Origin of the sequence: Micromonospora sp. NPDC057141, from assembly GCF_042670805.1 — a bacterium.
Lineage (GTDB): Bacteria > Actinomycetota > Actinomycetes > Mycobacteriales > Micromonosporaceae > Micromonospora.
The window spans coordinates 39,946-66,444 of record NZ_JBHUVA010000033.1 but is presented as its reverse complement, the minus strand read 5'-3'; the positions used below and the strand labels follow the sequence as shown (position 1 = coordinate 66,444).

General features: G+C 68.2%; 25 protein-coding genes. 3 read left to right on the top strand and 22 right to left on the bottom strand.

Going from position 1 to position 26,499, the window contains the following annotated elements; translation table 11 throughout:
* Positions 1–9: 9 nt before the first annotated feature.
* The 15 genes from ACFT41_RS18375 to ACFT41_RS18305 all read right to left on the bottom strand — a co-directional run bounded on the left by ACFT41_RS18375 (position 10) and on the right by ACFT41_RS18305 (position 16,305).
* On the bottom strand, positions 10–1,674 hold the full coding sequence (locus tag ACFT41_RS18375) for a DNRLRE domain-containing protein (RefSeq protein WP_377613921.1): 1,665 nt from the start codon (positions 1,672–1,674) through the stop codon (positions 10–12).
* Positions 1,675–2,524: 850 nt separating this feature from the next.
* Positions 2,525–3,913 carry an MFS transporter gene (locus ACFT41_RS18370; protein WP_377589292.1) on the bottom strand — a complete coding sequence of 463 codons (1,389 nt, stop codon included), beginning with the start codon at positions 3,911–3,913 and terminating at the stop codon, positions 2,525–2,527.
* Positions 3,914–4,038: 125 nt separating this feature from the next.
* Positions 4,039–4,569 (bottom strand): MarR family winged helix-turn-helix transcriptional regulator, encoded by a 531-nt coding sequence (locus ACFT41_RS18365; RefSeq protein WP_377589293.1) that lies wholly within the window; start codon positions 4,567–4,569, stop codon positions 4,039–4,041.
* Between the two features lie 175 nt (positions 4,570–4,744).
* Positions 4,745–5,830 carry a M23 family metallopeptidase gene (locus ACFT41_RS18360; protein ID WP_377589294.1) on the bottom strand — a complete coding sequence of 362 codons (1,086 nt, stop codon included), beginning with the start codon at positions 5,828–5,830 and terminating at the stop codon, positions 4,745–4,747.
* Positions 5,827–6,342: a hypothetical protein gene (locus tag ACFT41_RS18355; protein ID WP_377589295.1), complete on the bottom strand. Its 516-nt coding sequence runs from the start codon at positions 6,340–6,342 to the stop codon at positions 5,827–5,829. The genes ACFT41_RS18360 and ACFT41_RS18355 overlap by 4 nt, the downstream gene beginning before the upstream one ends.
* Entirely contained in the window at positions 6,339–6,563 is a 225-nt protein-coding gene (locus ACFT41_RS18350; protein ID WP_377589296.1) for a hypothetical protein, read from the bottom strand. Before ACFT41_RS18350 ends, ACFT41_RS18355 begins: the two co-directional genes overlap by 4 nt.
* Positions 6,560–6,820, bottom strand: a complete 261-nt coding sequence (locus tag ACFT41_RS18345; RefSeq protein WP_377589297.1) for a hypothetical protein — start codon at positions 6,818–6,820, stop codon at positions 6,560–6,562. The genes ACFT41_RS18350 and ACFT41_RS18345 overlap by 4 nt, the downstream gene beginning before the upstream one ends.
* Positions 6,817–7,422, bottom strand: a complete 606-nt coding sequence (locus ACFT41_RS18340) for a hypothetical protein (protein ID WP_377589298.1) — start codon at positions 7,420–7,422, stop codon at positions 6,817–6,819. Before ACFT41_RS18340 ends, ACFT41_RS18345 begins: the two co-directional genes overlap by 4 nt.
* Positions 7,422–9,272 carry a type IV secretory system conjugative DNA transfer family protein gene (locus tag ACFT41_RS18335; protein WP_377589299.1) on the bottom strand — a complete coding sequence of 617 codons (1,851 nt, stop codon included), beginning with the start codon at positions 9,270–9,272 and terminating at the stop codon, positions 7,422–7,424. Before ACFT41_RS18335 ends, ACFT41_RS18340 begins: the two co-directional genes overlap by 1 nt.
* Positions 9,272–10,849: a hypothetical protein gene (locus ACFT41_RS18330; protein WP_377589300.1), complete on the bottom strand. Its 1,578-nt coding sequence runs from the start codon at positions 10,847–10,849 to the stop codon at positions 9,272–9,274. Before ACFT41_RS18330 ends, ACFT41_RS18335 begins: the two co-directional genes overlap by 1 nt.
* Entirely contained in the window at positions 10,846–12,342 is a 1,497-nt protein-coding gene (locus ACFT41_RS18325) for an SCO6880 family protein (RefSeq protein ID WP_377589301.1), read from the bottom strand. Before ACFT41_RS18325 ends, ACFT41_RS18330 begins: the two co-directional genes overlap by 4 nt.
* 13 nt (positions 12,343–12,355) lie before the next feature.
* A complete protein-coding gene (locus tag ACFT41_RS18320; protein ID WP_377589302.1) occupies positions 12,356–14,209 on the bottom strand; it encodes a hypothetical protein in 1,854 nt (617 codons plus the stop codon).
* A 230-nt stretch (positions 14,210–14,439) separates the two neighbouring features.
* A complete protein-coding gene (locus tag ACFT41_RS18315; RefSeq protein ID WP_377589303.1) occupies positions 14,440–15,138 on the bottom strand; it encodes a hypothetical protein in 699 nt (232 codons plus the stop codon).
* A gap of 13 nt (positions 15,139–15,151) precedes the next feature.
* The gene (locus ACFT41_RS18310; RefSeq protein ID WP_377589304.1) at positions 15,152–15,520 is read right to left on the bottom strand and encodes a hypothetical protein; all 369 of its coding nucleotides are present in this window, start codon (positions 15,518–15,520) and stop codon (positions 15,152–15,154) included.
* 53 nt (positions 15,521–15,573) lie between these two features.
* Complete coding sequence (locus ACFT41_RS18305; RefSeq protein WP_377613920.1) at positions 15,574–16,305, bottom strand: MinD/ParA family protein; 732 nt, start codon at positions 16,303–16,305, stop codon at positions 15,574–15,576.
* Positions 16,306–16,925: 620 nt separating this feature from the next.
* Between ACFT41_RS18305 and ACFT41_RS18300 the strand changes: the two genes are divergently transcribed.
* Positions 16,926–17,381 (top strand): hypothetical protein, encoded by a 456-nt coding sequence (locus ACFT41_RS18300; protein WP_377587885.1) that lies wholly within the window; start codon positions 16,926–16,928, stop codon positions 17,379–17,381.
* 284 nt (positions 17,382–17,665) lie between these two features.
* Here ACFT41_RS18300 and ACFT41_RS18295 read toward each other — a convergent pair whose 3' ends face one another.
* Entirely contained in the window at positions 17,666–18,217 is a 552-nt protein-coding gene (locus ACFT41_RS18295) for a hypothetical protein (RefSeq protein ID WP_377587886.1), read from the bottom strand.
* 294 nt (positions 18,218–18,511) lie between these two features.
* Between ACFT41_RS18295 and ACFT41_RS18290 the strand changes: the two genes are divergently transcribed.
* Both ACFT41_RS18290 and ACFT41_RS18285 read left to right on the top strand, forming a co-directional pair.
* Entirely contained in the window at positions 18,512–19,171 is a 660-nt protein-coding gene (locus tag ACFT41_RS18290; RefSeq protein ID WP_377587887.1) for a GNAT family N-acetyltransferase, read from the top strand.
* 136 nt (positions 19,172–19,307) lie between these two features.
* The gene (locus ACFT41_RS18285; protein ID WP_377587912.1) at positions 19,308–20,696 is read left to right on the top strand and encodes an IS1380 family transposase; all 1,389 of its coding nucleotides are present in this window, start codon (positions 19,308–19,310) and stop codon (positions 20,694–20,696) included.
* Between the two features lie 334 nt (positions 20,697–21,030).
* On the opposite strand, the gene ACFT41_RS18280 is transcribed toward ACFT41_RS18285, so the two are convergent.
* From ACFT41_RS18280 to ACFT41_RS18255, 6 genes are all read right to left on the bottom strand, one after another.
* Positions 21,031–22,158, bottom strand: coding sequence for a tyrosine-type recombinase/integrase (locus ACFT41_RS18280; protein WP_377587888.1), 1,128 nt, complete (start codon positions 22,156–22,158; stop codon positions 21,031–21,033).
* 312 nt (positions 22,159–22,470) lie between these two features.
* A complete protein-coding gene (locus ACFT41_RS18275) occupies positions 22,471–23,061 on the bottom strand; it encodes a hypothetical protein (protein ID WP_377587889.1) in 591 nt (196 codons plus the stop codon).
* Between the two features lie 245 nt (positions 23,062–23,306).
* Entirely contained in the window at positions 23,307–24,020 is a 714-nt protein-coding gene (locus ACFT41_RS18270; protein WP_377587890.1) for a hypothetical protein, read from the bottom strand.
* Positions 24,021–24,194: 174 nt separating this feature from the next.
* Complete coding sequence (locus tag ACFT41_RS18265; RefSeq protein ID WP_377587891.1) at positions 24,195–24,764, bottom strand: cysteine hydrolase; 570 nt, start codon at positions 24,762–24,764, stop codon at positions 24,195–24,197.
* 4 nt (positions 24,765–24,768) lie between these two features.
* Complete coding sequence (locus tag ACFT41_RS18260) at positions 24,769–25,935, bottom strand: hypothetical protein (RefSeq protein ID WP_377587892.1); 1,167 nt, start codon at positions 25,933–25,935, stop codon at positions 24,769–24,771.
* Between the two features lie 128 nt (positions 25,936–26,063).
* Positions 26,064–26,285, bottom strand: coding sequence for a hypothetical protein (locus ACFT41_RS18255; protein ID WP_357059161.1), 222 nt, complete (start codon positions 26,283–26,285; stop codon positions 26,064–26,066).
* Positions 26,286–26,499: the final 214 nt, after the last annotated feature.

Below are 26,499 nucleotides of genomic sequence, written 5' to 3'. Positions count from 1 at the left end.
TCTTCACGATCAGCCAACGTCAGCATGTTGCGCACGGCGGGCATCCTGTCCCACCGAACCACCAAGATCAAGTGCTACGACTGACTGAACTCGCCGTCCGCTGCGGATCACGCTGCCCGAGCTGTTGAGGATCTTGTAGGTGAGCCGGTACCCGTTGGTCGGCGTCCACGTCGTCATGCCCCAGTTCGTGACCCGGGCGGTGATCATGCCGGCGGACGCGGCAGTGACCGGCGGGTTGAACGTCGGCGACGGCAGCGAGTACTTGGCGCCCTGGTCCGAATAGCTCAGATCGATATACGGCCGGGCCGTCGAGTTCGAAAAGTTCGCCGACGCGAACCGCTTCCACGCGAAACTGTCCGTCTCCGACGCACGCACCGTCAACCCGTAGAAGGCCTCGGTGCCGTGCAGCCACTTCATCACCCGATCCGGCGGCAGCGAGAACCCGGCCCACCCACCGCTCGGGCAGTCGTAGTAGCCATAGGCGAACGAACCCGTCCCCACCCGGCTCGCCGAGTCGAAGGATGGGCCGGCCCAGGTGGTGGTCGACGAGCCGGACCACGACTTCGTCACCGCGTACACGTTCACCGCCCGCGCACGGCACGAGTACGACCAGAAGTTCCACAACCGCAGCGTCGCCCCCAGCACGTACCGGTTCGGCCGCGACGCCTTCAGGTCGTTGAAATGCAGATACGACGCCGCCCGCTCAGCGCCACCGTTGTACGTGCCCGCCAGCAGATCACTCTCAGCGGAGTTGTTGCGGTTGGCGTGATCACGCTTGGACACGAACGTGTCGTCGGTCTCGGAGTTGTCCGTGAACGACGGATCCACGATCACCGGGAACACCCGAGCCGGATCCCGCAGCCACTGCTCATCCAGGTCGACCCGCAGCACCCAGCCGCCGCCCTGACGCTGCAGCGAGTAGCGCACGGTATCCGACCGCTCCCCCGAACCACGACGGGGATGGACGTTCGAATCGACCATGAACCCCGGCGGGATGACGGCGCGGACGATGCCGGCGGAGTCGGTGAACATCACCTCGCCAGTGGCGCCGTTCATCGACGGAGTGAGACCCTTGACGATCAACGGAAACGTCCACGACGTCGGCGCGTCAGCGGAGTGCAGGACGATCTCTTCCTTCAGCCCCCACTCCATCGGCGTCAACTTCACGTCCGAAGCGGGCCGCACAGCCGCGAACGTCGCCGTGGAATCCATGACCGCCGGAGTCACCGCAGCGGCACCTGCCACCGCGAACGAGATTGAGGCGTCCTCACCGAGGGACAGGGTGGCTACCTGCGCGTCATCACCACGAGGAGCGACAGTCACATCGGCGGCGGCAGCAGGCGCATACCGGCCGTCCCGTCGCTGCGATAACCGGTTGTCGATCGGCGTCCACTGCCCCACCCCGTCACGAACGAAGGCAGGGCCATCGAAAACCCGCAGGGTCTTCGTCCCATCGGGGTTGTCGAACTCGGTCGTGCGCCCGGTACGAGCACTCACCTTCTCCACCGACCGCCCGGCGACGAACCCCGTCGGCTGGCCCACCTCACGCACCACGGACAGCCGCTGCGGCTCCGGCGTCGCCCCAGGCACGGTGACCGGCGGAAACATCTGCTCGGCACCGACCGCACCCGGGACCGGCCTACGTGCGCCGCCCGCGACCGCAGCGCCGGTCACCGACGTGGACTCGACGCCAACCTCGTGAGAGACACGAGACGGCGAACCAGCCCTCTGGTAAGGCTTCAACGTGCTGGCACCCTCAGGCGTACCCGACTTCGCCCTAGCCTCCGACGTTGGCGGCACTGACAGCAGCGACACCGCCATCGACAGGCTCAACAGACCCGCAAGCACCGACCTACGTCGCGACCATCGGCCCACGGTCGAGATGCTGCCCACGCCAGCTCGACGAACCCCACCCGCCACGTCGGCCCTCCCCTGATCAAAGTCAGCCGAACGGTAAAGATCACCAAGCCGTCTCACAAGACCCCGACACCAACCACGAAGGGAGACAGTGAAGATCAGACATATTTACCCGTAAGGCAAAGGTGACTGAATGGGAACGCAACATATGTGTAAATCAGACAGAAAGGATTCTGTGATGACAACCATGACGGACACGCAGACTGACCGCGGGGACCGGGGCCCGCACACCCCGACGAGCGCAGCCAGGCAGCAGTCAGACCTGGCGTAGGACTGGTAGCTAAACCCACCGCCTCATCCGTCGGTTCACCGGCCACTCGAACACAGACCGCCTTGACCTGCCGCCATCCAGGTTGTCAAAGGATGACGTCCGGGACTTGACCCTGATGCGGGTCAGGCTCGCAGAATCGGCTCGTGGACGACGATCACAAGGGCGATCGATCCGGGCGGTGGCAGATCGGGCAGTTCGCCGAGCTTGTCGGCCTGTAGCGCCACCAGCCGTTACCGACAAAGGCTCAGTGCATCGGCAACCTCGCCGTCACTGGCCTGTCGACCGTCTTCTCGCGATCATCAGCAACGGACCCAAGTGCCTCCAGTACCGTCCGACCTACTCGACGGCTTCCTCGCTCACACCGGTCCGACCCTCGTCTTTCAAGATCTGAGCCTCGCCAGTGGGTGCGAGGCTCAGATGCCACGCTGCGATTGCAGCTGCGGCTGGAAACACGGCAGTTGCGGCGAACGCGGCGGGCAGACCGCAGGGCTTCCAGAAGACGGCGCAGGTCATCGATCCCAAAGCCCCACCGAGAAAGAAGAGCAGGTTCAAGGTGCCCACCGCGCCGCCGCGAGCATCTGCGGCGATGCGGGCAGACAAAGTCGCCGTCAAGTTCATCTGCGCGAACGCGAAGGCGGCGAACCCTACGGCCGCCGCGCCGACCAGTATCGCGGGTCGGCGGTCTGCCGCCGCCAGCAGTATGGCGGCGCTGAACAGAACAGCCATGGCGGCGAGCACCTTGTTCGGTGGCATTCGGCCGCACGCTGCGGTGGCCAGCCGGGCGAGGACAGCGCCGACGATCGCCCCGGGGAGCAACAGCACGCCCACGGTTCCGGCGCTGTGCCCGAGACGAGCCAGCGCGTTGGGGACGGCGTAGACGGCCGCGAACAGTCCGCCGTACACGCCGGCACCGACCAAGCCACAGTGCCAGAACACTCGGTCGTGTACCACGGCAGCCGGCAGGAACCCGGTGGGATGCCGTTTGCTGTGCACCACCAGCAACGATCCCGCCGCACACGTGATGACGACCAGGGCGAGCACGGAGGGGCGAGCAACCTCTACAGTCGCGCTTTCCACTGCCAGCAGCAGCCCGCCGACGGCGAGCGCCAGCAGGAACGCGCCGGCCCAGTCCAGGCCTTCGACGCCTCCTTGATGGGGCCGGGAGCGGATCAGTGTCCAACACGCTGGCAGCGCGGCAACGGACAGCGCGGGGAGCATCAGCGCCACACGCCACGAGGCCATCAGGGCGAGTGCTCCAGCAAGCGGTGCTGTGGCGCTGAACATCGCCATCAGCGTGCCGAGGCGTGCCAGGACGCCGGGCCGCGCGGGTGCAGGAGTGCCGGCGGCGAGGGCGAGGGCGGTCGCGGTCATAGCCCCTGAGCCGGCGGCGAGCAGGCCTCGGCCCACGACCACCACGGCGAGAGCAGAGGCGATGGCGCAGAGCGCCGCGCCGGTGACGAGCAGTGCCGTGCCGACGCTGATGACGCTGTGCGGCCTCCAGATGTCGGTGGCACGGCCGGCAACGGCCGCGCCGACGCCCAGTCCAAGCGCGTGGATGGCCAGGATCCACACGGCGGTCGCCGCGTCAGTTCGGAGGCCCTGGGCGGCGGCGGGCAGCGCGACGGCGGCGGCGCTGACGCCGTAGATGGCTGGCCCGTACAACAGGCCGAGGCGCCATCCGGCTGTTGTCGAGGCTGGCGCGGTGGGCGCATCTGGGCTGGTCACGAGTCGACTCCTTCGCCGGTGCCGGGGTCAAGCGATCAACTCAGCAGAACGGTCGTGTCATGGAGAATGGCGAGGACGACAGCGCAAGAGGCCAGCCCGGACGGGCTGGGCCCTGATTCGATCGGTCACCGGGCGGTTCCTGCGTCGGGTGCGGCATGCTGCCGTGAACGGACTGCGAGCGTTCGCAGCACCCGCGCCAGGCTGTCGCCAGCGGGGAGGCCGGGTTCGCCGAACAGGCGGGCTTGTTCAGCATCGACGCGACCTTGTAGCTGTCGGGCGAACTCCATGCCTGTTGGGGTGGGACGCAGGACCACCCGGCGTCGGTCGTCCTCGTGGAGGTCTCGGCGGACCAGACCACGGTCGACCAGTGATACCAGAACGTTGGTGAGGGTGGCCTTGGCGATGCCGATCTCGGTGGCGGCTGTGCGGGTGTCTACGGCGCGGCGGGCGCATACCAGCACGAGCACGTCGTACGCGGTCCAGGTCATGCCCTTCTCCCGCAGCACGGTGCGTTCGAGGTGGGCTCTGATGGTGTTGGCGGTGCGGCACAGCTGGGCCAGCGGGCCGGGCCGTGGTGGCGGGCCCGGTGTCTTGGCAGGCTGGGGCCGGTAGATTCCCGCGACGCGGCGCGGTTGCCGGTCGACCGCGGCGCTCATTTCTTCCACCTCGGCCGTCGGAGCGGTCGCCGGTTGCGGCGTTGGCCCGCCCTGCCGCCTCTGTCGTACGGTGCCGGCGGTTCCGGTGCGGGCAGTCGCGGTCGTTCGGTCTCCTCGTGCATGCTTCCCCCGTGATGGTGATGACGCTGATGGGTCTATGCCTTCTGCCGGTTTCTCACCTCCTCTCCCCCAGCGGCGCCCCGCGGGCGGCCATGAACCCGACCGGGTCGACGGAGTTGTCGTTGCTCAGGTCGCAGTTGCCGCCGGAGCAGGCGTTCTCGTGGGTTTGGAAGTGCAGGTGCGGGCCGGAGGAGTGGCCGCTGGTGCCGACCAGGCCAATCGGTTGGCCGGCCTGCACGGTGTCGCCTTCGGCGACGTCGGGGCGGCGGACCAGGTGGCAGTAGCGGGTGCCGTAGCCATCGGCGTGGACCAGGTCGACGTACCATCCGCAGCCGCTGGTCTCGGGGCTGCCGTCGATGTCGCAGTTGCCGGTGCTCGGATCGCACCCGGCCCACACCACGCGTCCGGCGCTGGCGGCCCGGATGACCGTGTTGCGCGGCACTGACAGGTCTACCCCGGCATGGAGCCGGCCGGCACGTGGCCCGTAGCCGCTGCCGACCTCCGCCTGCAGGGGCTGGGTCCAGCCGGACGCGGCGACTGGTGCTGGGCTGTGGCAGCGGGCGAGGCTCGCGCCGGGCAGGTCAGTGATCGTGGTGACGCCGGCGACGGCGGCGACGACCTGTTCGGCGTCGTGTTCGAACTCGCCGTACCGGTCGGGATACGCCGAGACCTGCACCTTCTGCGCGGCGACGGTCAACGGCAGCCGTTCCCAGCCGTCGACGCGTTCCAACCTCTCGTAGAACTTCGTCGACGCGTACACCGGGTCGAGGATCTGCGCGGGCGTGCCCCACCCCTGGGTGGGGCGCTGCTGGAACAGTCCGAGGGAGTCGCGGTCCCCGCCGGGTAGGTTGCGCAGGCTCGACTCGACCATCGCCGTCGCGACGGCGATGACCCAACCGCGGGCGGGCGCCTCCAGCTTCTTGCCGACCGCGACGATCGTCGCGGCGTTGCCGACCTGCTCGGCGTTCCATCGCCCTACGGCCCCGATGCCGGACGGATCGGCTCCGGGTGTGGTGTTCGGTGGGGTGGCGGTGCATGCACCGGCGGGTTCCTCGTCGGTTACCACGACGGCGAGGGGCAGCCCGCACAGCAGCAGCGTGGCCGCGAGGGCGACGCCGAGCCCGATTCCGCGGCCGTTCACGGCGTGCCGGCTTCCTCTCGTCGGCCGATCGTGGCGACCAGCCACCGGCCGCCGCTGCGTACCACCGTCACCCGCAGCACCCCGGCGTCGGTGGGGACATCCACCTCCATCCTGTTGGTGACGGCCGAGAAGACCCGACCGGGACCGGTGATCCGGCTGGCGGGGACATTGGCGGGGTCGACGGTGGTGAGCTGCTCGGCGTAGGCCGGGATCGCCAGGGGTTGCACGCCGGCCAGCCACCGGGCGGCGGGTAGTCCCGGCCGGGCCCACGCCTGCACGAATCGGGTTGCAGCGGCCACGGCCTCCGGGTCCGCGCGGGTGGGGACGGCGGGAACGACACCGTCCGGGTCGGCGGACATCGTGCCCTCGGGCGGCAGTACCGCAGCGGTGCCGGGCGCTCCGGTGGAGCGTCCCGCGTCGGACGGGACGGTGGGCGGGCGAGTCCCGCAGCCGGCGAGCAGGAGCAGGGCCACCCCCGCGATGGCCCTGCTGGTTGTCGTGTGGCACGTCACGGCTGCTCCTCGGGTGGGGCCGGCTTGGTGTCCGCGCCGAGGGCGTCGTTGAGCCGCTGGCCGAGCAGCCGCAGTTGGTGGTGGGTGTCGACCAGCGCTGCCCGCTTGTTCGCGCTGGGGCGGCGTGCGGCGCTGTCGACGAGGGCACCGATGTCATGGCGCAGTTGCTCCAGACCGCGGCTGATGGAGGCGGCGTGCGTGGCAATGGTCTTGGCGGTCACGCGTCGACGTCCCGGGTGTAGTCGCCGTCGAGGTGTCCGTCGCTGGCCCAGTCCAGCTCCGTCTCCCGTTGTGCCATCTGGTCGATGTCCGTCCATCGTTGTTTCTCCTCCTGTTGGTCGTCGTGCCAGGCGTCGCGGGCTTCGTGGATGCCGGTGACGACGTCACGGAGCACGTCGACGTGGTCGTGCATGCCTCGCAGGGCTGCCTCGAAGCGTTGCCAGTCCCAGACGCTGGTGACCTCGGCGAGTTCCGTCATGGGATGCCTCCTGCTGCGGGGGCCAGCGGCTGCTGCGCCAGCCGGGCGTCGATGTCCTGGGTGACGGCCTGGTCGGCGTCTTCCGGCCAGGGTTCGGCCCAAACGGTGTCGGGGTTGGGCGGACTGTGCTGGCCGTGCCGGCAGCGGGTGGTGTCCCACAGCTGCCACCGCTGCCGGGCCCGGTGCAGCGCCTCGTGCCAGCGCAGCGGGGCATCGGGGTCGACTTGCCCCGCGTAGGCGTGGTGCCAGGACACGCACAGCGCGGTCAGCTCCTCCACCAGCGGCGGATGCGCCGGCCAGCATGCCCCGAGGTCCTGTGCCAGCCCGTACCGTCCGACCATCCAACTGGTCCATCCGACGAGCCATGCCCACAGCTCACGAGCGGCGTCCGGGTCCAGGTCCCGCCAGCAGACCGCTGATGGCATCTGTCCGACCGCGACGTCGTCGAGGGCGTCGACGCGTTCGCTCAACGCGACGTGCGCCTCGGCGAGCTTCTCCAGGGAGTCGCGCAGCGTGTCGACGATCTCGGCCAACTCGGTCACGGCCCGCAACTGCGGGGACGCCTCCGGCGGCAACTCGAACAGGAATGCGCGGTCCGGCATCAGCTGGTCCCCTCCAGGCGACGGGAGAAGGCGCGTTGCGCGGCGTGGAACCGCTCGGCGTCCGGGCGCTCCCACCACGCCGGCTGGACCACCTCGACCGGTGGCATGTTGCCGAGCAGGACCAGGGCGTGGCCGGTGGGCAGGGTGCGCAGCTCGGCGAGGTCGATCAGGTTCTCCCGCCGCGTGTTCTCCTGCACCGACGCGCGTCCGCCGCCCCAACTCGCGGCCGAGGTCAGCTCCTGCACCTGGCCGAGGAGGGATTGGGCGTCCTTGAGCGCGTTGACGTCCTGGGTGCCGCCCATGACGAAGCGGGCGTTGGCGCCGTCGCGCAGCGCCTGACCTCCGTCGCGGCCCCACCGTTCCTCGAGTTGGTGGGTGTTCTGGCAGCTGATCGACAGGGCGATGCCGGCGCCGCCGCCTTCGGAGGCCAGCGCGGGCAGCGATGGCAGCGGTGCAATGTTGGTGATCTCGTCACCGATCAGGTAGAGGCACGGCTCGACGCGGCCACCCGGTGCGACGAAGCTCTGCTGCAGGGTGCGGTAGATGATGTCCTCGGCGATGGCCGCGAACAGTGGTGCGATCAGCGCCTGCCCGCTGCGCGTGCCCACCAGGTAGAGAGTTCCCCACTCCGTCAGCCACTGTTCCGGGCGGAACTGCTGCCCGCGCGGCGGTGAGCAGGCGTGCAGGATGCGCGGGTTGCTGAAGGGATCCAGCGCGCCGAACACCACGCTCTGGATGGCGTCGCGGCTGCGCCCGGTGGACTCGCGGTGAAACGTGAGCCGGTCTGCCCACACCGTCTGCTGGTGGTGGCGCAGAATCCGCTCGGGTCGGGGGTCGTTCGGGTTGGCCGCCCAGCTCGCCACGTCCGTCATCGTGGTGTGTTCGTCGAGGGCGGCAGCGTGTAGGAGGCCCCGGATGATCGACGCCGCCTGGTCCTGGAAGTACTGGCCGTTCTCCACGTCGCCCTTGAGGCCCGCGCCGGCCGCGAAGCCTTTGGCGCGCAGTGCGGCGATGTCCGGGTCCTCCGCGCCCTCGATGGGTGACCAGCGCAGCCGCGGCACGCCGGGCACCAGTCCCTGTGGTTCGAAGATCCATGTCGGGCCGAGGGCGGCGCGCAGGTCGTAGGTGACGGCCGCGACGTCGAGGCGGGTCGAGGTGGAGATGACCGCGCCGCGGGCGTCGGCGACCCGAGGGACGATGTAGCGGGATGTCTTGTTGGCGAACCGCGCCGCCCCCGCCAGCAGTTCCGTGTACTCGTTGGCCAGGTACAGCGGCTCGCCGGTCAACGCGTGGTGGCCGAGGAACCGCGCCACTTCCAGGGGATCCGCGCGGCGGCGTGTCTTCGCCTCGACGGCCGCTGGACGGTCCGTGGCGCGGATGGTCAGGCCGGGGCGTAGCACGTCGACGCGCCGCAGCACGGCGGTGGCGGTCACTGCCCGGTCGAGATCGGCGCGGCGGGCGAAGCCTCGCCGCTGCACCCGCCGCCGCGCGAACCGGGCTGCGGGTACACCGGCACCGGTCACGATGCCGGCGAGGAGGGTCAGCCACAGCAGATACAGCAGGGGCGCCGGGGGCAGGTCCGGTCGGGCGGATGCCGGCCAGGCGGCGGCTGGGTCACCGGCATGGCTGAGCAGCCGTACGGCGATGCCGGGAGCGTCGATCGGTGAGGTGTCCGGCCAGGCCCAGTGGGTGAGCACGCCGCCTACCTGCCCGGCCAGCCACAGCGTGGCGGTGCCCAGCAGCGCGGCCAGCACGGCGATGCCCAGCACGGTCAGCCGGGCCAGGATGTCGGCGCGGGCCAGGCCACGGGTGGGCAGCCGGTGCCCCGGGGACATCAGGGACCCGGCCATCACCACACCTGCCCTGCTGTCGCGGACTCCCGTGCCGGGTGGCCCGCGTCCGTCAGTCCTCGCGCCGGCTGCTCGGGGATCTGCCGCATCCGGGTGTCGGTGTCGACCATCGCCCGCTCCTCGGAGGAGAGCTGGTGTTTCACCACGTACGAGCGCAGGCCGACCTTCCACAGCCCGACGCCCCGGCGCAGGTGCAGCAGCAGATCGGTCTCCACGTCGGTGGTGCCGAGGAACTCGCGGGCGGCGTCGAGAGAGCCGGGCGCCTGCCGGTAGGACACCCGCACGCCGGTGTCCTCGATGAGCCCGCGAGCGATGCGTACCTGCTCGGAGTCCGCGCTGCCGCTCGCCGCCAGGTCGGAGAAGCGGTGGAAGGCCAGGACGTTCGCCGTGCCCAGTGCTCGGGCCAGCTTGAGCTGTTCCCGCAGCCGGCGGACAAGGCCGAGGTGGCGGGTGATCAGCGCGAACTCGTCGTACAGGCACACCCGTGGTGGGGCGTCGGGGCGGGTCAGTTCCGCCTCCAGCCAGGACTGGGCGCAGGTCATCGCCATCGCCGTCATCTGGTCCGACGCCCGCACCGCCCGTAGGTCCAGGATCGCGCCCGGCTCGTCGAAGTCGATCGTCAGGGACGACGCGGCCGGCGCGTCGAAGATCCCGCCGAGGGCGCCGGTGATCAGCCGTTCCATCGCCAGCCGCACCCGACGGCTGTCGGCGGTGAACTGGTCGACGTCGTAGTGCAGTCCGGCGAGCCGGCCTGCCCACAGGTGAGGATCGCCCATCGCCGCGAGGACCAACGACAGGGTGGGGGTGGCCAGCCGGTCTGGGCTGGTGCCGTCGTCGCTGCGGGTCACCGTGTCGAGGGCGTACTCGATCAGCGACCGTTCCGCCTCGCCCAGTGGACCACCAAGTTGGATCTCCAGCAGCCCTTCCAACAGCAGCAGCCGCCGGGCCCGCTGGATCTGCAACCACTCCTGTTCGCCCTGACCGGCCTGCCGGCGAATACCGGCGAGGGGGTTCATCACCACCCCCGCGCCGGGGCCGACCCGCACCGGCCGGATCCCGGCGGCATCGGCCAGGCCGTCGTACTCGCCCTTGACATCGACGATGTAGAACCGCACCCCGAACGGCACGCCGCGGTAGGCGATCGTCTTGAGCAGCGACGACTTCGCCGACCCGATCTCGCCGGTGACCACCATATTGGGCGCGCTGAGCACGCCGGCCCGGTACAGCTCGTGGATGGAGAAGACGAAACCGGCGCGGGAGTACACCTCCTGGCCGATCAGCGGCCCGTCCACACCCAGGCCCGGGTCGGCCACGAACGGGTACACGCTGCACAGCTGGGCACTGGTGGTGACCAGGGGCGGCAGCCGCAGCCGCCAGAACGCCCGTCCGGCGGCCCGGCCGCGCTCGCCCCGCCGGTCGGCCGGCGGCGGGCCCAGCAGCCGCTCGGCCATCCGCCGTACCGCGCGTTCCTCCCGCTCCAGCGCGGCCTGCGCGACGGCCATGTCCCGGTGGGCGGCGGACCGCGCTATCCCCTGCGCGAGGGACCCTTCCCGCTGTACCCGTCCCGGCGACCTCACGCGAACCACCCCCGTAGCGGCTTGAGTCCCCGGGCCAGCGGCAAGGCCCCGGCCAGGAACCCCTGGTCCTGTTCCCCGTAGAGCACCACCGCCTGGCAGCCGGCGCGGCCCAGGACGCGCTTGATCGCCCGTACGTCGTGGCGCAGCTGTTCCTCGCTGTCGGAGGTGACGGTGACGAGGATGGCGTAGCGGTAACGGACATGGCCCGCTGCCTGCTCCCGGTCGACCTGTTCGACGGAGCGCGCCTCTTCGTCCTCCCGGGCGGTACGCACCAGCCGCATCCGACGCTTGGTGACCTCATCGCCAGCACGGGCGACCTTGTCCCGCCGCGTCGCCAGCTGCGCCAGCTGGGCTGGCACCGGCTCGGCGACCACGGTCACGGCCCGTCGGCCGACGGTGCGGGTGAACAGGGCGGTCATCCACGTCGCGGTCACCGGTTGGCGGGGCATCTCGTACACCCACAGCGTCTGCGAGAATCCGGAGTCGTGCCGGTACGACGCCCAGCCGACGTTCTCCGCGGCGACCGGCCCGGCCATGTGCGGTGCCACGCCTGGCTCGGCAGCCGAGCGCACGTCAACGGGAGGCTCGGCCTGCGGGTCGAACTGCGTGCGCAGCACCGCCGCGTAGGCGCGCGACGACAGCCACCCGCCCATGTCGATGCCGGCCTCACGCACGGCCGCGCCGATACCCGTCAGCTTGTCCAGGATCACCGTGGCGATGGCCGCGTCCGTACCGCCGGCGTCCTCGATCTCCGCCGACAGCCGCTTGAGGTCGAACACCACGGCCAGGTGCACCTCGTGCCGCTGCGTGGACGGTGCCGCCGCCGCGGTCAGTTCCGCCAACGACCGGTACGCCGCCGTGCTCGTGTCGACGGCCTGCTGCAGCAGGTACCGCTGCGCCCGGTTCCCGGCGTCCGGCACGGCCCGGGCGGTCAGGGACCAGCGCACCAGCCCGCTGTCGGCGTACTCGGTGCCCAACAGGTTGAGCACGCCCGCCCACGCCGTCAGCCGCTGTTGCTGCACCACCGTGTCCGCCAGCAGCAGGTTGCTGCCGGCGCAGCTCAATGCCGCGGTCACCGTTCCCTCCCGCCGGTGGTGCAGCAGCCCCACCTCGGTCAGGCCATCGGCGGCCACGGCCGGCAACCACCGGTAGCCGGCGGCCGGGCCGGGGAGATGCAGATGGTCGGCACCCGGGCTGGCGGCGAACACCCCGCCGCGGTAGCGGTCCTGCCGGGCGACCCGCTGCGCGAGCGCCCCGACGACGATCGGGGCCCACTCGGTGACCCGCCGGCCGCGCAGCCGCAGCAGCCCCAGCGTGATCAGTAGCAGCGCCAGCAGCAGGATGCCCCCGGCTGCGCCGCTCCGGCCGACGGTGAACAGGTTCGCGGCGATGACCAGGCAGATCACCCCGGCGACCGCCGTGCCGATCTGTCCCCAGGAGAAGCCCAGGACCGAGCCGCGCGTGGACCGGGGCGGAAACCAGAACTGCGTCATTTCGTCTCCTCACCTACACGGGCACGATGGGGACTTCCGCAGCGCCACCGGCCGCGGCTCCCCCCGCTCGGCCTGCGCCGCCGGCGCTCGCACCGGCCGCGCTCGTCTCCTGTCCACCCGGCTCGCTGCCGCCGTCGTCAGCCCCCGCCCCGCCGCCACTGGCCGGACCGACGCCGGAGGTCCCTCCCGCGTCCGCCTCCGGCGGGATGACCGCGCCGGACGCCCCTTGTCCTTCGGCCTCGCCGCCAGGCGCTGGCGAGTTTGCCGAGCGGGTCCCCGCGTCACCGGCGTCCGAGGGGTCCGCTCCGGCCGGCTGCCCGGACGCGGCGTGGGGAGTCACCGGCAGCGAACCCTGGTCTCCCGTCGTGTCGCCCGGCACCGTGAGTTGGCCCTGCTCCACGTCGCTGCGCGCCGTGTGGCTGTCGCGCTCGACTCCGGCGGCTTCCTGGGCGTTCTCGTCACCGCCCTGCTCGTGGCCGGGCTCCGGGCTCGGCTTGCCTACCGAAGTGCTGTCCCCTCGGCCCTCCAGTGCGTCGACGGCGTCGGGAACAGCGCTGTCGTCAAGCCCAGGCGGACCGGAATCGGACGTAGGGATGGTCGGGATGGCGTCGGCGTTGCCCTGCATCAGCGACGGGGCATCCCCACCACCGCCGTCCCCTCCATCGCCGAACCGGCCCGTGAGGCGACTCGCGGCGTCCAACCCCACCCCGCCCGCCACCGACGCCATGAACCCCCGGGCGTCAACGTCGGCGACGTAGCCGTCCCACATGCTCGTCAGCCGCAACAGGATCCACGGTGCCAGCACCATCAGGACGATGATGAACATCCCCCGCAGCACGTTGATCACGTTGTCGCTCTCGTACGTGGTGCGCGTGCCGTAGATCCACAACGCGGCGATGAAGAACTTCGAAGAGGCCAACGCGTTGCACGTCCAGAACCACTTGCGGCCCCACGATCGGGTCTCGGCCATCACCTGCCCGGTCATCGCTACGGCCCCGAGCAGAGCGGCACCGGCGGCCAGCAGCGACCGGAACATCAACATGACGAACAGGAGCACCAGCCCAACCAGGCTGACGCACCCGGCGGCGAAGCCCAGGAACAGGGTGCCTGTCTGCGCGGTCAGCGCCTCCAGCGACTCCACCCAGATGCTCGGCTGCCAGCCGCGCTGCTGGTTGCGCTCGATCAGCGCGACCGTGGCCTCGTCCCAGGCAGCCATCAGCAGATAGGCGATGCCACCGGCGAAGGCGATGCCGAGCATGGCGCGGACCAGCCCAGCGAGGCTCGACAGCGGGCCCGGGCCGCCGTTCAGCCGCAGCCCGTTGATCGCTGTGGAGAGGACGAAGACGACCAGGACCAGGACGACAAGCACACCGCTGAGATCGTTGTACACGGCGTAGAACGGCTCGTCGGCGAGCACTGGCGAGGTCTGCTCGAACACCACCTCGGCCAGCTTCCCCAGCGCCCAGGCGAAGCCGGCGACCACGATGTCCACCAACCCCATGAACCCGCTGCGCACGACGCGTTCCACCTGCGAGCTGACCTGGCAGGTGACATCCAGCACGTGGCAGCCCTCGTCGGGGCGCAGCGAGGAGTTCATCACCAGCGACGCCCGCGCTGCCTCGCACCGCGCCTGCTTGGCCTTCCAACGCTCGGCGTTCGCCGGGTCCTCTGATGCCCGGTCGCCGAACCGCTCGCACCGCACCGGGTGTTCGCCGCTGGCCGGGATCCGCTCGTCGAGCACGGACCGGGTGCGGTCGGGCGGCGGCGAGACAAGGGTGTCGGACACCGCGTCGCATCGTTCCTGCTCGACGGCGTTGGTGGCTTTGCTGCACAGCGTCAACCAGCCGTCGCCGTCTTGCCACTGCACCCACGGCAGACACCAGTTCACCTGCGGCAGGGCGGGCTCCACCCCGCCCGGCAGTGGCTGGTCATTGTGAGACGGAGTCGGGCACCACTCCGCAGGCGCTGACGGCGACGGTGACGGCTCTGGCGCCGCAGCCGCGGGCGTGGCCATCGCCACCGCGACCACGCAGGCCAGCATCACCGCAAGGCAGCCACCGGTCCGGTGTCGCCGCATCAGGGATACCCACATGATGGTCACACCGTCCCCGGCACCCATGACCGGGCGCTGAGCACCTCAAGCAGCGGCTGAGTGTTGCGAGGACTGCCGTCGCGCCGCGCGCCGCGCTGGTCGGGAGGAGGCACCGGCACCGGAAGCTGCACGACGGTCACCCTCCACCGTCCCTGGACCCACCTGAGGGTGACGTCCTGGACGTACCAGCCGCCGGCGAGCCCCGCCTGGGACCCGGCGACGATGCCGTCGGTCACGGCCCCGTTCAGCGCGCACAGCAGCATCCGCGCCGACACCTCACCGCCCTCCGGCACCGCGGCGTCGACATCGTGGTCGGGCACCCACACCCGCGCCACCAGCACCTGCGAGATCACCGCACCGCCGGGCTGCGCCGCCGGCACGCCGACGAGGTCGGCCACCGAGGGCCCGGCCCCAGACGCGGCCACCGCGTCGACGATGGCCTGCCGCTCGCTGGCCGCGAGCGCGGCAGAGGCAGCAAGCGACGTCACGTACGCCGCTGCCGTGTCACCCGCCCCGCGTGGTGTTCCCGGGAAGCCCACCGGCACCCCGTTGACCAGACGGTCGGTGTACTCGACCGTCGCAACCTGCTCCGGGGCGCTCGCTCGCCCGGCGGCGAACGCACCCGCCAGCGCCACCAGCACCCCCGCGACGACCGCCACGGCACCCCGCCGATCGCCGGCCGGCTTGAACCCTGCCCTTGACATGTGAGTTCCTCCCTCAGATCTCGCTGAGCAGGAACGCCACGATCGACGTGGCAGACCCGATCACGATCGCGACGAGGCCGGCCTTCCACATCATCGACTTGCCCCGATCACTGATGATGTGCGCGCCGAAGATCGGGCCGATACCGAAGGCGATCGCTCCGGCCGCAAGGCCGGCCACCGCCGACACCACACCAAGGAACAGGGCCGCGTTGGCCAGCTTGTAGAACAGGTCGGAGCGGGGAACGGCTGCAGGATCAGGGCTGATCCGGCTGAAGTCGAAGCCACCTTCCGACGGCTGAGGTGTCGGCGACGGCGCTGCCAGCAACGCCATCGGTACAGGCGCTCGGACGGTCAGCACCGCCGCTATCCAGCTCAACAACACGTGGTCCTCCCCCGTTTCATGCCGCCCTGGGCGACGAATTCACCGTCCGGCTGCTACAGGTCCACCGGACAGCGGTCGATGACAGCCGCGGCGACCTCCACCAACGCCGAGCGCGTGAGCTTGCTCAACGACCGCAGGTCCACCGGATCCGGCCGCGCCAGCACCGGGTCGTACGGCACCCGCACCAGGTGCCCGACCGACTGCCTCGCCATCTGCTCCACCGCGCGGACCTCCCGGGCGGTGGAGTGCGAGGTCGCCATCACGGCCAGGACCGACTCCTGCACCACCTCGGTCAGGCCAACCGCCCGCAGCTGGGTCAACAGCCGCATCGTGTGCTGCAGAGACTCGACACTGGCTCGGGCCACGAACATGGGCACCGTCGCCCATCCCAAGGCCCGCCACGCAGACGCGGTGTCCGCCGGCGGCAGATCCAGCAGCGCCAAGGCATACGCGTCACGCAGATGACCCACTACGCCGAACAGCTCCGACCACGTCGGAGGGCGGCGCTGCGCCGTCCACTTGCTTTCACCGACCAGCACACGCAAGCCCGTGGGCCCGACCTGCGCCAGCCGCTCAACGACTGACGCGTCGCCAAGCGTGTCCCCGGCGAGCACCGCATCCCATAGCGTCGCTGGGCTGCTGCGGACCACACGGTGCTCCAGCCCGCCCCACGCCCGATGCGTGGCGTCCACCGCCACGACCGGCACCGGGACAGCCAGCGCCAGCACCCCGCCAAGCGCCACGGTGAGCGTCGAGCGCCCGACGCCGCCATCCGCAGACGACACACACACCAGTGGGCAACCCGGACGAAGCGCCGCCGCCCGTAGCCACAACCTGTCGACGTGGCTGCCCGCGCCGAACTCGCGCGGAACCGGTCTCGGCGGCGCCTGCGCCGCCTGCCCCCGCCGCCAGGATTGCCCCGCTCGCGATGGATCGGGCCGCCCGGCGGCTGTGGGCGGAGTTGGTGGGACGGGCACACCCCGTGCCACCAACTCCTCTCCCCCGCCGCCAGCCGGCACCTCGTCCGAGGCGCCAGGGCCGGCGGGTTGGTTGGCCTGCTCGCTTGCTCGATCCCGCACGTCCGCCCCCCAAAGGCTTGCCGTACAGCACCGGCCATCGCCGAGCCGATGTCGACATAGGCCGGTCCCCCGTTGCTGCCACGACCTGGACGTTGACCACGCGAGCAGGCCGGTGAGGTTCAGCGCCACCAGTAGTCGCGCTGCCCCCGTGGATCGGCCGATCCCCTAGATTGGAGGGGACCGAGATCCGACAGGTCGACCAACCACAGTTGGGCATGCACTCAACTACAGTTGGTCGACCAGCACTGCGAGCTAAGCACGGATCACCGAGGGGCGTCAACTATAGTTTGAGCTTCGGCCAACTGTGGTTGGATGCGGAGGGCGCCATGACGGACGAACCAGGGAGCACGGCCGACGCCGCCGCCTCCGAGCTGATCCAGACGAGGCTGCGCAGGCTCTTCGCGACCGCCCCTGACGGCAGAGGACCCTACACCGAAGCGGAAGTGGCGCGAGAACTCACGAAAGCCGGCCACCGCATCACCGCCGAGGGACTGAGAAACCTGCTCCGCAGCCCCCGCATCAACCCGAAAGCCTCGACCCTACGAGCGCTCGCCCAGTTCTTCGACGTGCCAGCGGGTTACCTCCTGGGCGACCAAGCGACGCCGACGGAACACAGCCCACGCGTACGCGTCATGGCCCGGTCCCTCAACCAACTCTCCCCCGCCGCGCAAGAGGGCATCGCCGTCATCATCGACAACCTCCTCCGCGTAGAAGCCGCAGCCCGCGGAGACAAGGCGTCAGACCAAGATCCGCAATCGGAACCGACGACCTCACCCGAGTAGATATCGATCACCAGGACAGCTACAGAGCGCCCCCAGCTGATTCCGCAGTGGTCGCAGGCGATGAAGTCCCAAGTTGAGGGCAAGCGCGAGGGCCAGACCGGCCTTACGGCCTACCGCCCTGGTGCTGGCATCGTTCCGCTGTCGCGCAGCAACTCGGCTGGAAACCAGCGGCGACGGCGATCATGCCGCTGAGGTGAAGTAGGACCGTGCTGGGGTAGCGGGCAACACGAAGCCGCCCCACCCCTGATGCTCGGGGCGGGGCGGCTTCTTGGCCGGGCGCAGCCTCAATCGCTGTTCAGGTCAATGATCACGCCCTGGTCGGCGCACGCCGTCTGCAACCCCGACATGTGGGTGCCCATCGGCCCCACGAACGCCAACGCGCCCATCCCCTCACCGTCCGGCAACTTCGACACCTGCCACACGATGTCGATGAGGGCGGTGCCGTGCTCCCGGATGTCCTCGTGCCGGGAGTCCTCGAACAGGGCCCGCGCCTCCCGATACTCGGCCTCGGTGAGCTTGTCGTCGCCAGCATCGCTGGCCTTCGAGGTGCCATCCATGTTCTTGCCGTCACGGATGGCCTTGCAGACGGCAAGACCGGAGTCTTCCTTGATGTATCCGTCCCACACGACGTAGCCGATGGTGCCTACGGCGATCACACCGATGGCAGCAAGGGCCGCAACGAGGTACGGCTTCCGGCTGGGCGGGGCCGGCAGCGGGGTGGTGGTCATGGATTCGCTGGGCTGCTGCGGGTAGGGCTGCCCGTCGGGGCCCATCCACGGCTGCTGCTGCGGCTCGGCGGGGGTATGGGCGTCGGCGGAAAGCTGCGGGTAGGTCAAGGGGTGTCTCCTTGGTTGGGGTGTGGCCTTGCCGATGGTGCTGGTTCAGTTGGTGGTGTCCGTTGTGCTTGTCGGGTAGGTGACTGCGGGTGTAGCCGGTCAGGCTCGAGGAACCGTCCCCTGTCCAGTTCTGCCAAGCCGACCGGCGGCGTGTAATCCCCCACCGTCCAGCGGATTCGCTCGTACTCACAGCGCTCCCAATCGCCGGCAGCGGCAGGTCCCACTGCGCGCCGCATCCCGCTGGACGTGCGGCTCGGGCAAGCGGGGCAGCACCCAATCGAAATGAGGTGCCTGATGATCCCGAGGACTGCCAAGCTGCACAGCATGGACGTTCGTCTTGAGCCTTGGTCGGACTCCGCACTCGACCTCCTGCGCCGGATCAACACTCCGCAGATGCGTCAACACGTCGGCGGTCCCGAGCCGGAGGAACAACTGCTTGCCCGGCACCGCCGGTACCTCGCCATGCCGGCGGCCGGCCGCGGCTGCATGTTCGCCGTGCTGGTGGGTGACGAGATGATGGGCAGCATCGCCTACCACCAGCGTGACTGGCAGGGCGAGCAGATCTACGAGACCGGCTGGAACGTCCTACCGCCCTACCAAGGCCGAGGCATTGCCTCCGCAGCCGGCACCGCCCTGATCACCATCGTCCGCGAGGCTGCCCGCCTGCCCGATGCACCCCACAGCCTGCATGCGTTCCCCTCAGTCGAGAACGCCCCCTCCAACGCGCTCTGCCGCCGGCTTGGCTTCACTCTTCTCGGCCCCTGCAACTTCGAGTACCCGCCGGGCAGCGGCACCATGATGCGCAGCAACGACTGGCACATCGACCTCGCCAACACCGACCTGCCCGCTGTCACGACGACCCAAGGCGTGCGGCCGGGGTTGGACCGATCGTCACCTGCGTTGGAACTCCGATTTGGCCCTTGGTTCGCGTCCACAGGCGATGCTGACGAATGAAGAAGGGAAGCCGCTCAGCCTCGATCCACCGATGAGTGTTGGAATGGTGGGGCCCCGAAGATAGAAGGTGCCCTCTGAACTGGGAAGATAGGAGTTGCGAAGCTTCTATCAGCCGGTTCGAGAGGGCACCTCGCAGGTGAGATTACGCCATGATGCGCCGGTGGTACGCGCGACGTTCGATGATCCGAATCTGGTGTCGTGTGCCGGTCTCGTGCCGGTGATGCGGCTTGCCGAGCAGGCCGGTCTGCATGACGCGGTCGCGGGTCGGGTGCGCGTGCCGACGGACAAGGGCGCGAACCCGGCTGGGAAGGTCGCCACGATCGTGGCCGGGATGTGCGCCGGCGCGGACAGCATCGATGACCTCGACGTCGCCCGGCACGGTGGTATGCGGTCGTTGTTCACCAGCGTGTACGCGCCGTCGACGCTGGGCTCGTTCCTGCGCACGTTCACGCACGGGCACGTGCGGCAGTTGCAGGCCGCGGCCCGCCAGACGTTGATCGGCCTGGCCGGGCGGGTGCCGTTGCTGGCCGGCGCCGACGTGCTGACCTTTGTGGATATCGACTCAATGCTGCGGCGGGTCTACGGCAGGCAGAAGCAGGGCATCGGGTTCGGGCACGCCAAGGTCGGCGGCTACAACGTCTGGCTACGCGGCTACAACCCGCTGATCGCGACGTTGTCCACGCCGTTGGCCGCGCCGGTCGTCGCCGCCACGAGGCTACGCTCGGGTAACACCGGTTCCGCTCGCGGCGCTGCCAGCATGATCGCCGAGGTGATCGGCACCGCCCGGGCCTGCGGTGCCTCGGGTGAGATCGTCGTGCGGGCCGACTCGGCGTTCTACGCCAAGACCGTCATCGGCGTGTGCCGTCGTCGTGGCGTGCGGTTCTCGGTCACCACCCGCATCGACGCCAAGATCCGCACCGCCTGCGCCGATATCGGCGAGGACCAGTGGATCGACATCCGGTACCCGCAGGCCGTGTGGGACGAGCAGGAACAGCGGTGGATCTCCGACGCGCAGATCGCCGAGACCACCTACACCGCGTTCGCCGGCACCCGACACGCCGTCGCCGCCCGGCTGGTCGTGCGCCGGATCCGCCGCGACGACCCACGGCAGTCCCCGGGCCAGGAAGAACTCCTGCCCTCCTACCGGTATCACGCGGTGTTCACCGACAGCCCGTACACCCTGGTCCAGGCCGAAACCCAGCACCGTCAACACGCGATCATCGAACAGGTCAACGCGGACCTGATCGCCGGCCCTCTGGCCCACTTGCCCTCGGGCCGGTTCAGCGCCAACGACGCCTGGCTGACCTGCGCCGGCATCGCCCACAACCTGACCCGCACGGCCGGGCACCTCGCCGCTGGCGCCTGGCCGGCCGCCCGGCCCGCGACCATCCGGGCCCGGATCATCACCGTCGCCGCCCGCATCGCACACCGGGCCCGCACCATCCACCTGCACCTACCGCAGCACTGGCCCTGGCAGACCGCGTTCGACAACCTGTTCACCGCCGTCCACCCCACACCCGGGTGACCACCACCCACCAACCGACACCAGGCGGCCCGACCGCAGGCCACGAACCCCGTCCCAGCCCTCGACAAACCACGCCGGAGCAAGCCGATCACGTTATCGGCCACTCCGCCCTGCCCCGGAAACACCCGATACCGAAACTACTCAACCACGCTCAGGACGAACCGCGTCGGTGGATCGAGGCTCAGGGCTTCCCTTCTCACCGGAGCAGTTTGCAGGAACACCCTCAACTAGGTATCCAACTCCGCAGGCAAGGCTAGACGTTGCAGGCTCTGCAACCAAGACGGCGAGGCGTGACTCTCCTCAAGGTCCTCACAGCGCTTACCGGCGGCGAGGCTCACTCGCCCATCAGCAGGGCTTTCTCCATGAGTTCAGCAGCTCTTCGTTCGGCGTCCGGAAGAACGTGGGTGTAGACCATCCTGGTCGTCCTACCTTCGGCGTGGCCGAGCCGGTGTTGCATGACGTGCTCGGGCACACCTCCGTCCGCACCGGCGGTGGCCGACGTGTGGCGCGCGTCGTGCAACGCGATCACCGGCATGCCGGCCGCGCGGCAGGCGAGTTCCCACTTGTCGGTGAAGTATTTCGGGTAGTACGGCTTGCCGTCCTCCCGGCAGAAGACGTAACCGAAGTCCTGGTAGGCGATGCCCGCTTCGGCCTTCTCGGCCTGCTGCGCTTCGCGGTGAGCTTCGAGGACCGAGACGACGAGGTTGCCGATCGCGATGGGTCGCGTGCTGCTGCCCTTCGGGCTCTTCTCCACGACCCCCGTGCTCGTCGTTGTCCGTTGCCAGTCGATGAACAGCACTCCGCGCTCGAGGTCGAGCCTGCCCCATTTCAAGCCGGCCAGCTCGCCACGCCGCATACCCAGCACGACGGCGAGCACCCACGCCGCGTGAAGCCGATGCGTCTTGTGGTGTCTCAGGAACGCGGCGGCCTGCGGTGCCGTCCACACACCCTTGCGGCCCATCGTGTTCCGCTGCGCCTTCTTGGGCTGGCGCACACCCTCGATGCTGATGCCGAGATCCTTCAGAGCCTTCATCAGGACCCGGTGCACGTGGCGGACCGTGGTGGCCGACAGCGGTCCGCCGTTCTTGTTGCCCGAGCGGAGCAGGGTCTTGTAGAGGTCGTGAATGATGCGCTTGTCCAGCGCATAGAGCTGCCGCGACCCGATGTGCGGATTGACGTAGCACCGGATGAGGTCACGGTAGTTGCACAGCGTGGTTTCCTCGACGTCGAGTTCGCGCTCATCGAGCCAGCCCTGCAGCTCCGCCGCGACGCTGCCGTCGGCGGCCAGGCCCGCCTGGCCGAAGGATTGGAGAGCGGCCTTTTCGGCGGCGACTGCCGCCTTCTGGCTGGCGAATCCGCGGCGCTTCTGCTGGCGCCGCTTCCCGTCCTGCCCTGGTGGCAGATCGATGACGTAGTACCAGGCCTTTTTCTTGTTGGCCAGAAGGTAGCTGCTGACGGTCATGAGGGCACCCCCGTGGTCACGACGCGAGACCGACGGCTCAACCGTAGCGATCACTGTGACCACGTCCGTGACCACAAGATCATCGATGATCTTGTGGATGCCCTGCTCAATACCCGTCGGGACGGCCGGATTCGAACCGACGACCCCTTGACCCCCAGGACGATTCGGTAAGCGTTCCCGCACGTTACGCACGCTATCCCCTAGATCAGGCCGTGCAGTCGACGGCATATCGGCCACCATCGCGCACACCGTGTGGTCCCCACCTGGTCCCCAAAGCGCTGCCTGAAGGCTGCACAACTACCCCGTCATTCGTCACAGCTCGGGCTCTTGATCGAACTGAAGGTCCGCCCGCATTGCCTTCACTAGACGAATCCGGGACGAGGTCAAGTCGTTCGTAACCTCAATGAGTGCCTCCAAATCTCCGCGCTCTACTTTTGCCTTCGACTTGATCGAATCCAAAGCTATCCGAAAGCGAAGCAGAACGCTTTCAAAAACCACACATCGCATAGCTACGTCCTCGCTCGCCGCAAGGCTCATTTCATACCCCACAATTTCGGCCTCGTGCAGGTAGAGATCAGCCTCCTCTTGGGCTTTTGATCGACTGCCTGAGTCAGAAGATCTGACCATCCGGAGAGCGGCATCAGACGCCCTAGCCGTAACATCCAGGAACCGAACATAGAGCGCTTTGCGCTCATCCCGAGTCTTGTCCTTTACGGTGTTGTGACGCTGGATATCCGATTGCCTCTCCAGTGCGCGCTCCTGTCGCTTCCCAGATCTACTGGCGTTGATGGTGCTAAATATGCCGACGGCTCCAGTCGTCAGCGTCCCGACCACCGGAACTACCCATTCCCAAGCCATACCCTCCATGGTGACCGCACGCTGCAACCAGTCTCCATCCGCCATGCCTCCACCGCCGCCCCACACCATGGCGACGCAGGCCAGAACTAGGCGACAAGGTCGTTCGTCCGACAGGGCTCCACCTTGCCAGCCTGGCCCGAGCCCGCTCGGGCTCCACCTGGGCCGACGGTGGACGGGAAGACATCCTCACCCCCGTTCCGCAGACCGGTCCGTGCGGTGAGGCTCCAAGCGGATGGGAAAGGCCAGTCGATGCGCTAACCATGAATTGCCAATTAGGCATCACGATCAGGTCAATTACCCACCACTCTAACATTGTAGGAGATTGAAGGGTTCGCAGAACCGTCTCGCCAGTGAAAGCCGATTACTTTCTTGAAACTCGGGAAGTTGTAGACAATTCCAGATGGCCTATAGATCGCCCCGTCAAATGGACCACCATCTCCGCTTGCAGGCGAAAACATCGAGATCCAGAAGTCGAGACCACCAATCTCCATTCTTCCACCACCTAGCGCGCGATCTCGCTTCATCCATATCGGTTCAAACCCAACAGGACTGGACAAGTTCAGCACAGTGTCGGGCCTCGAATGCATCCACAAGCCACAGTTCCTAGGCCATGGGTCTTCCTCGAAAACCAACCTTGCGGCGTGTTCCAGATCAGGCGGAGCCAGATGAGATCCGCCTGCGGTAAAGATCCGCGCCACAACGTGCGCAATCATAGACTTAAGCAACCAACGCTCAAGCATGTCGCCAGATATATCTATTTGCTCACTCTCTGGCAAGAATCCTTCCTTGCTGATTTCCGCAACAAAGAGTCGCTGCACCGTAAACAGGAGCTGCGCATTCGCATCAATTGACGAGAGGTCGCTGTTGTGGTTACGACATAAAACATTAGCACCGAATGCGGAGCGCTTGATGTCAATCCCAGACTTTCCACCAGTGTAAGCTGGCCCGCTTACACTACTAGCCCCGAGCACTTTAAGTACAGAGTCACTGATGTAGTGCTCCAAGCTAATCTTGGTGTCGCAGTCACCTCTACTTGACGCCCAGCAACGAGGATGGCGATATCGTTCGCGCTCGGACGGCCGAGGTTCACTCACCAAACTTTCCTCCTGATTCGCGATAGGCTGTAGAGCCTAGACATTGCCACCCGCAACGAGATGTCCCAACTAAGCCTCCGTGGTTCAAGGCGCATCTGGCGACGGCGGCGACTGCTCAAGGAGCCCGGCAGGAACATCTATCATGCGGATCACCTGGCCAGGGCCGATGAATCGACGTGCGACCAGTAGGCCCGCCTCGTGCGCTTCGGCGCCCGCGTGGCTTGCCGACGCGTCCTCGATGAGCCACGGCGTGAAGTCGTGCTCGAATGCGTCCACCGCCCCCTTTAGGACGCAGCTTTCGGTAGCGATGCCGCAGAAGTAGAACTCTTCCCATTCGCGCTGCTTGGAAAGGGCGATACCCTCCGAGGTGAACGGGCTGTAAATCCTCTTGTCAAGCGTTACACCCTGACCCACGTACGGGTGCAACTCGGGCACAAAGTCGATTTCGGGAGAGGACTGGAGGCGTTGCCAGCCAAAGAAGCGCTCAAACGGGCTGCCAGGGTAGTTCAGGTATCGGGTGAAAAGCGTATCGCCGCCGGCCGCCTGCCAGCGGCGCACCAAGTCGACGACGACAGGAACGATGTGCGCCGACTGTTCGCGCACGAAGCCATTTTGCATGTCGGTCACGACAAGCACAGTGCGACCTGACGTCATGGGCTCAACCTCGATCCGTGTCACGGAGGGTCTCGATGGCTTGGTCTAGGGCTGGCATTAGGTCACAGGTACGCAGAATCGCGCGACGCATCGCCTGATGCTGTCCTGTCTCCCGCAGGCGCGAGACAGTAAGTCGGGAGCGCACCCCCCGAAGGTAGCGCCATCCATGCTCCGGCGGCACTTGCGGGTCTCGCCCTTGCTCTACTTTTCGGGCGATCGCGTCGCTATATGCCCACATCGATTGAATCGCAAGCTCGCACGAAATCAACTCGGCTTCCGTCAAGGATCGCTCTGCTGAGATCGGGTGGTACACAACCCCAGACCATGAGGCATAACCGACCGAAATCCCGCGCACGCCGAACGACTCGATGCCTACGTGGTCGTACGATTCAGACAGCAACGACTGTTCGATCAGTTCGGCGTGCGCCAAGTGTTCGTCGTCCATGGCGCGGCCACGGTGCAGCAACACACGTGGCGTCGACATAATTCGCAATGCGGTATCTAGCAACTCAGCCGGCCATGCTGGTTCAATTACCCAGTGAGCGCCAAGAACGTACACCGCAGAATCGTCCTCGGGTGGCGCGATGGGTGCGAGGTAGTCGATGGCCCATTTGATGTTGTCGCCGTACGAGACATCTCTCCATGCGGCCAGTGCCGCGATCGTAGACAACTGGACATGCTCGACAAGGTGAAAGATTGCCGACCCGCACGGCCATACGTACAGGGTGCAATCGCCTTCCGCGTGCTCGACGGGAGCCGAATAGCAGGTGTGCCACTCCCCCACCGCCGACGCGCAGCCAACGCTCTCTCGCAGCCGGGCAGCACCCTCAGCGCCGACGAACGCCGTTACGAACTTATGGGACCGCGCCGAGAAGTGCGGACGGTCCTCAGCACCGCTGGTTAGGTCGCCGAATAGATCGTGAGGCTTTGCTCCGAACGCCAGGCAGTAGAGCTGCCGGTAGACCGGGTCGGTGACCGCGACCCGCCCGGTCTCGTGGCGGTACATCGCTTTCTCGATGGCCTCGACCGTGGGCGTCTCACGGATGCCGCGCTGTTGGCCGACGCGGTGCAGCTCTCGCGCAGCACGCTTACGCGACTCCCAACCGGCGGCCTTGCGACGGTTGACCAGCACGAGGTTGGGCTTGAACTGCCGGGGGACCTCAGTGGACATAGGTCGTGTCCTTCGTGTCCGTACGTAGGAGCTGCCCGGATCGCCGCTGGGCGGGCAGTCTCATTGGCAGGCGAGCATGGTGCCGCCGCAGACGGGAGCCGAGGACAGGAGGCACCGGATGATCCGACCTAGCCGATGGTGCCTTTACGCGGCCTCTCGGCCTGCCACTTCCGGATGGTCTCGGGCTGCCAAGCCGGAGACCGGCCGAACATCCGATCGGGCGCGGGAGCCTGGCCGCGCGAGACGTAAGAAGCCCAGGTTGCGCGGCTGATCGGGGCACCTACCGAGGCCAGGTAGGTACGTACGTGCTCCGTCGTCCACCAGTCGGCGGGCAGGTTGGCGTCAGTCATCAGTACAAGCCTACGCGGTACAGGTGCTTGCGCGAATACAACGTGACGCTGTAGCGTCCCGAATACAACGTCAAGTTGTAGCCGGCCGGATGGCCCGGGGAACGGTGGCACTCGTTGCCGCATGCCCACGGGCCGCCGGATCAGGTCGTTAGTTGACAACTCCACAGCACGAAGCGCCGCGTTGATTCGTCTGCGGTATGCCTGCCTTGATCCA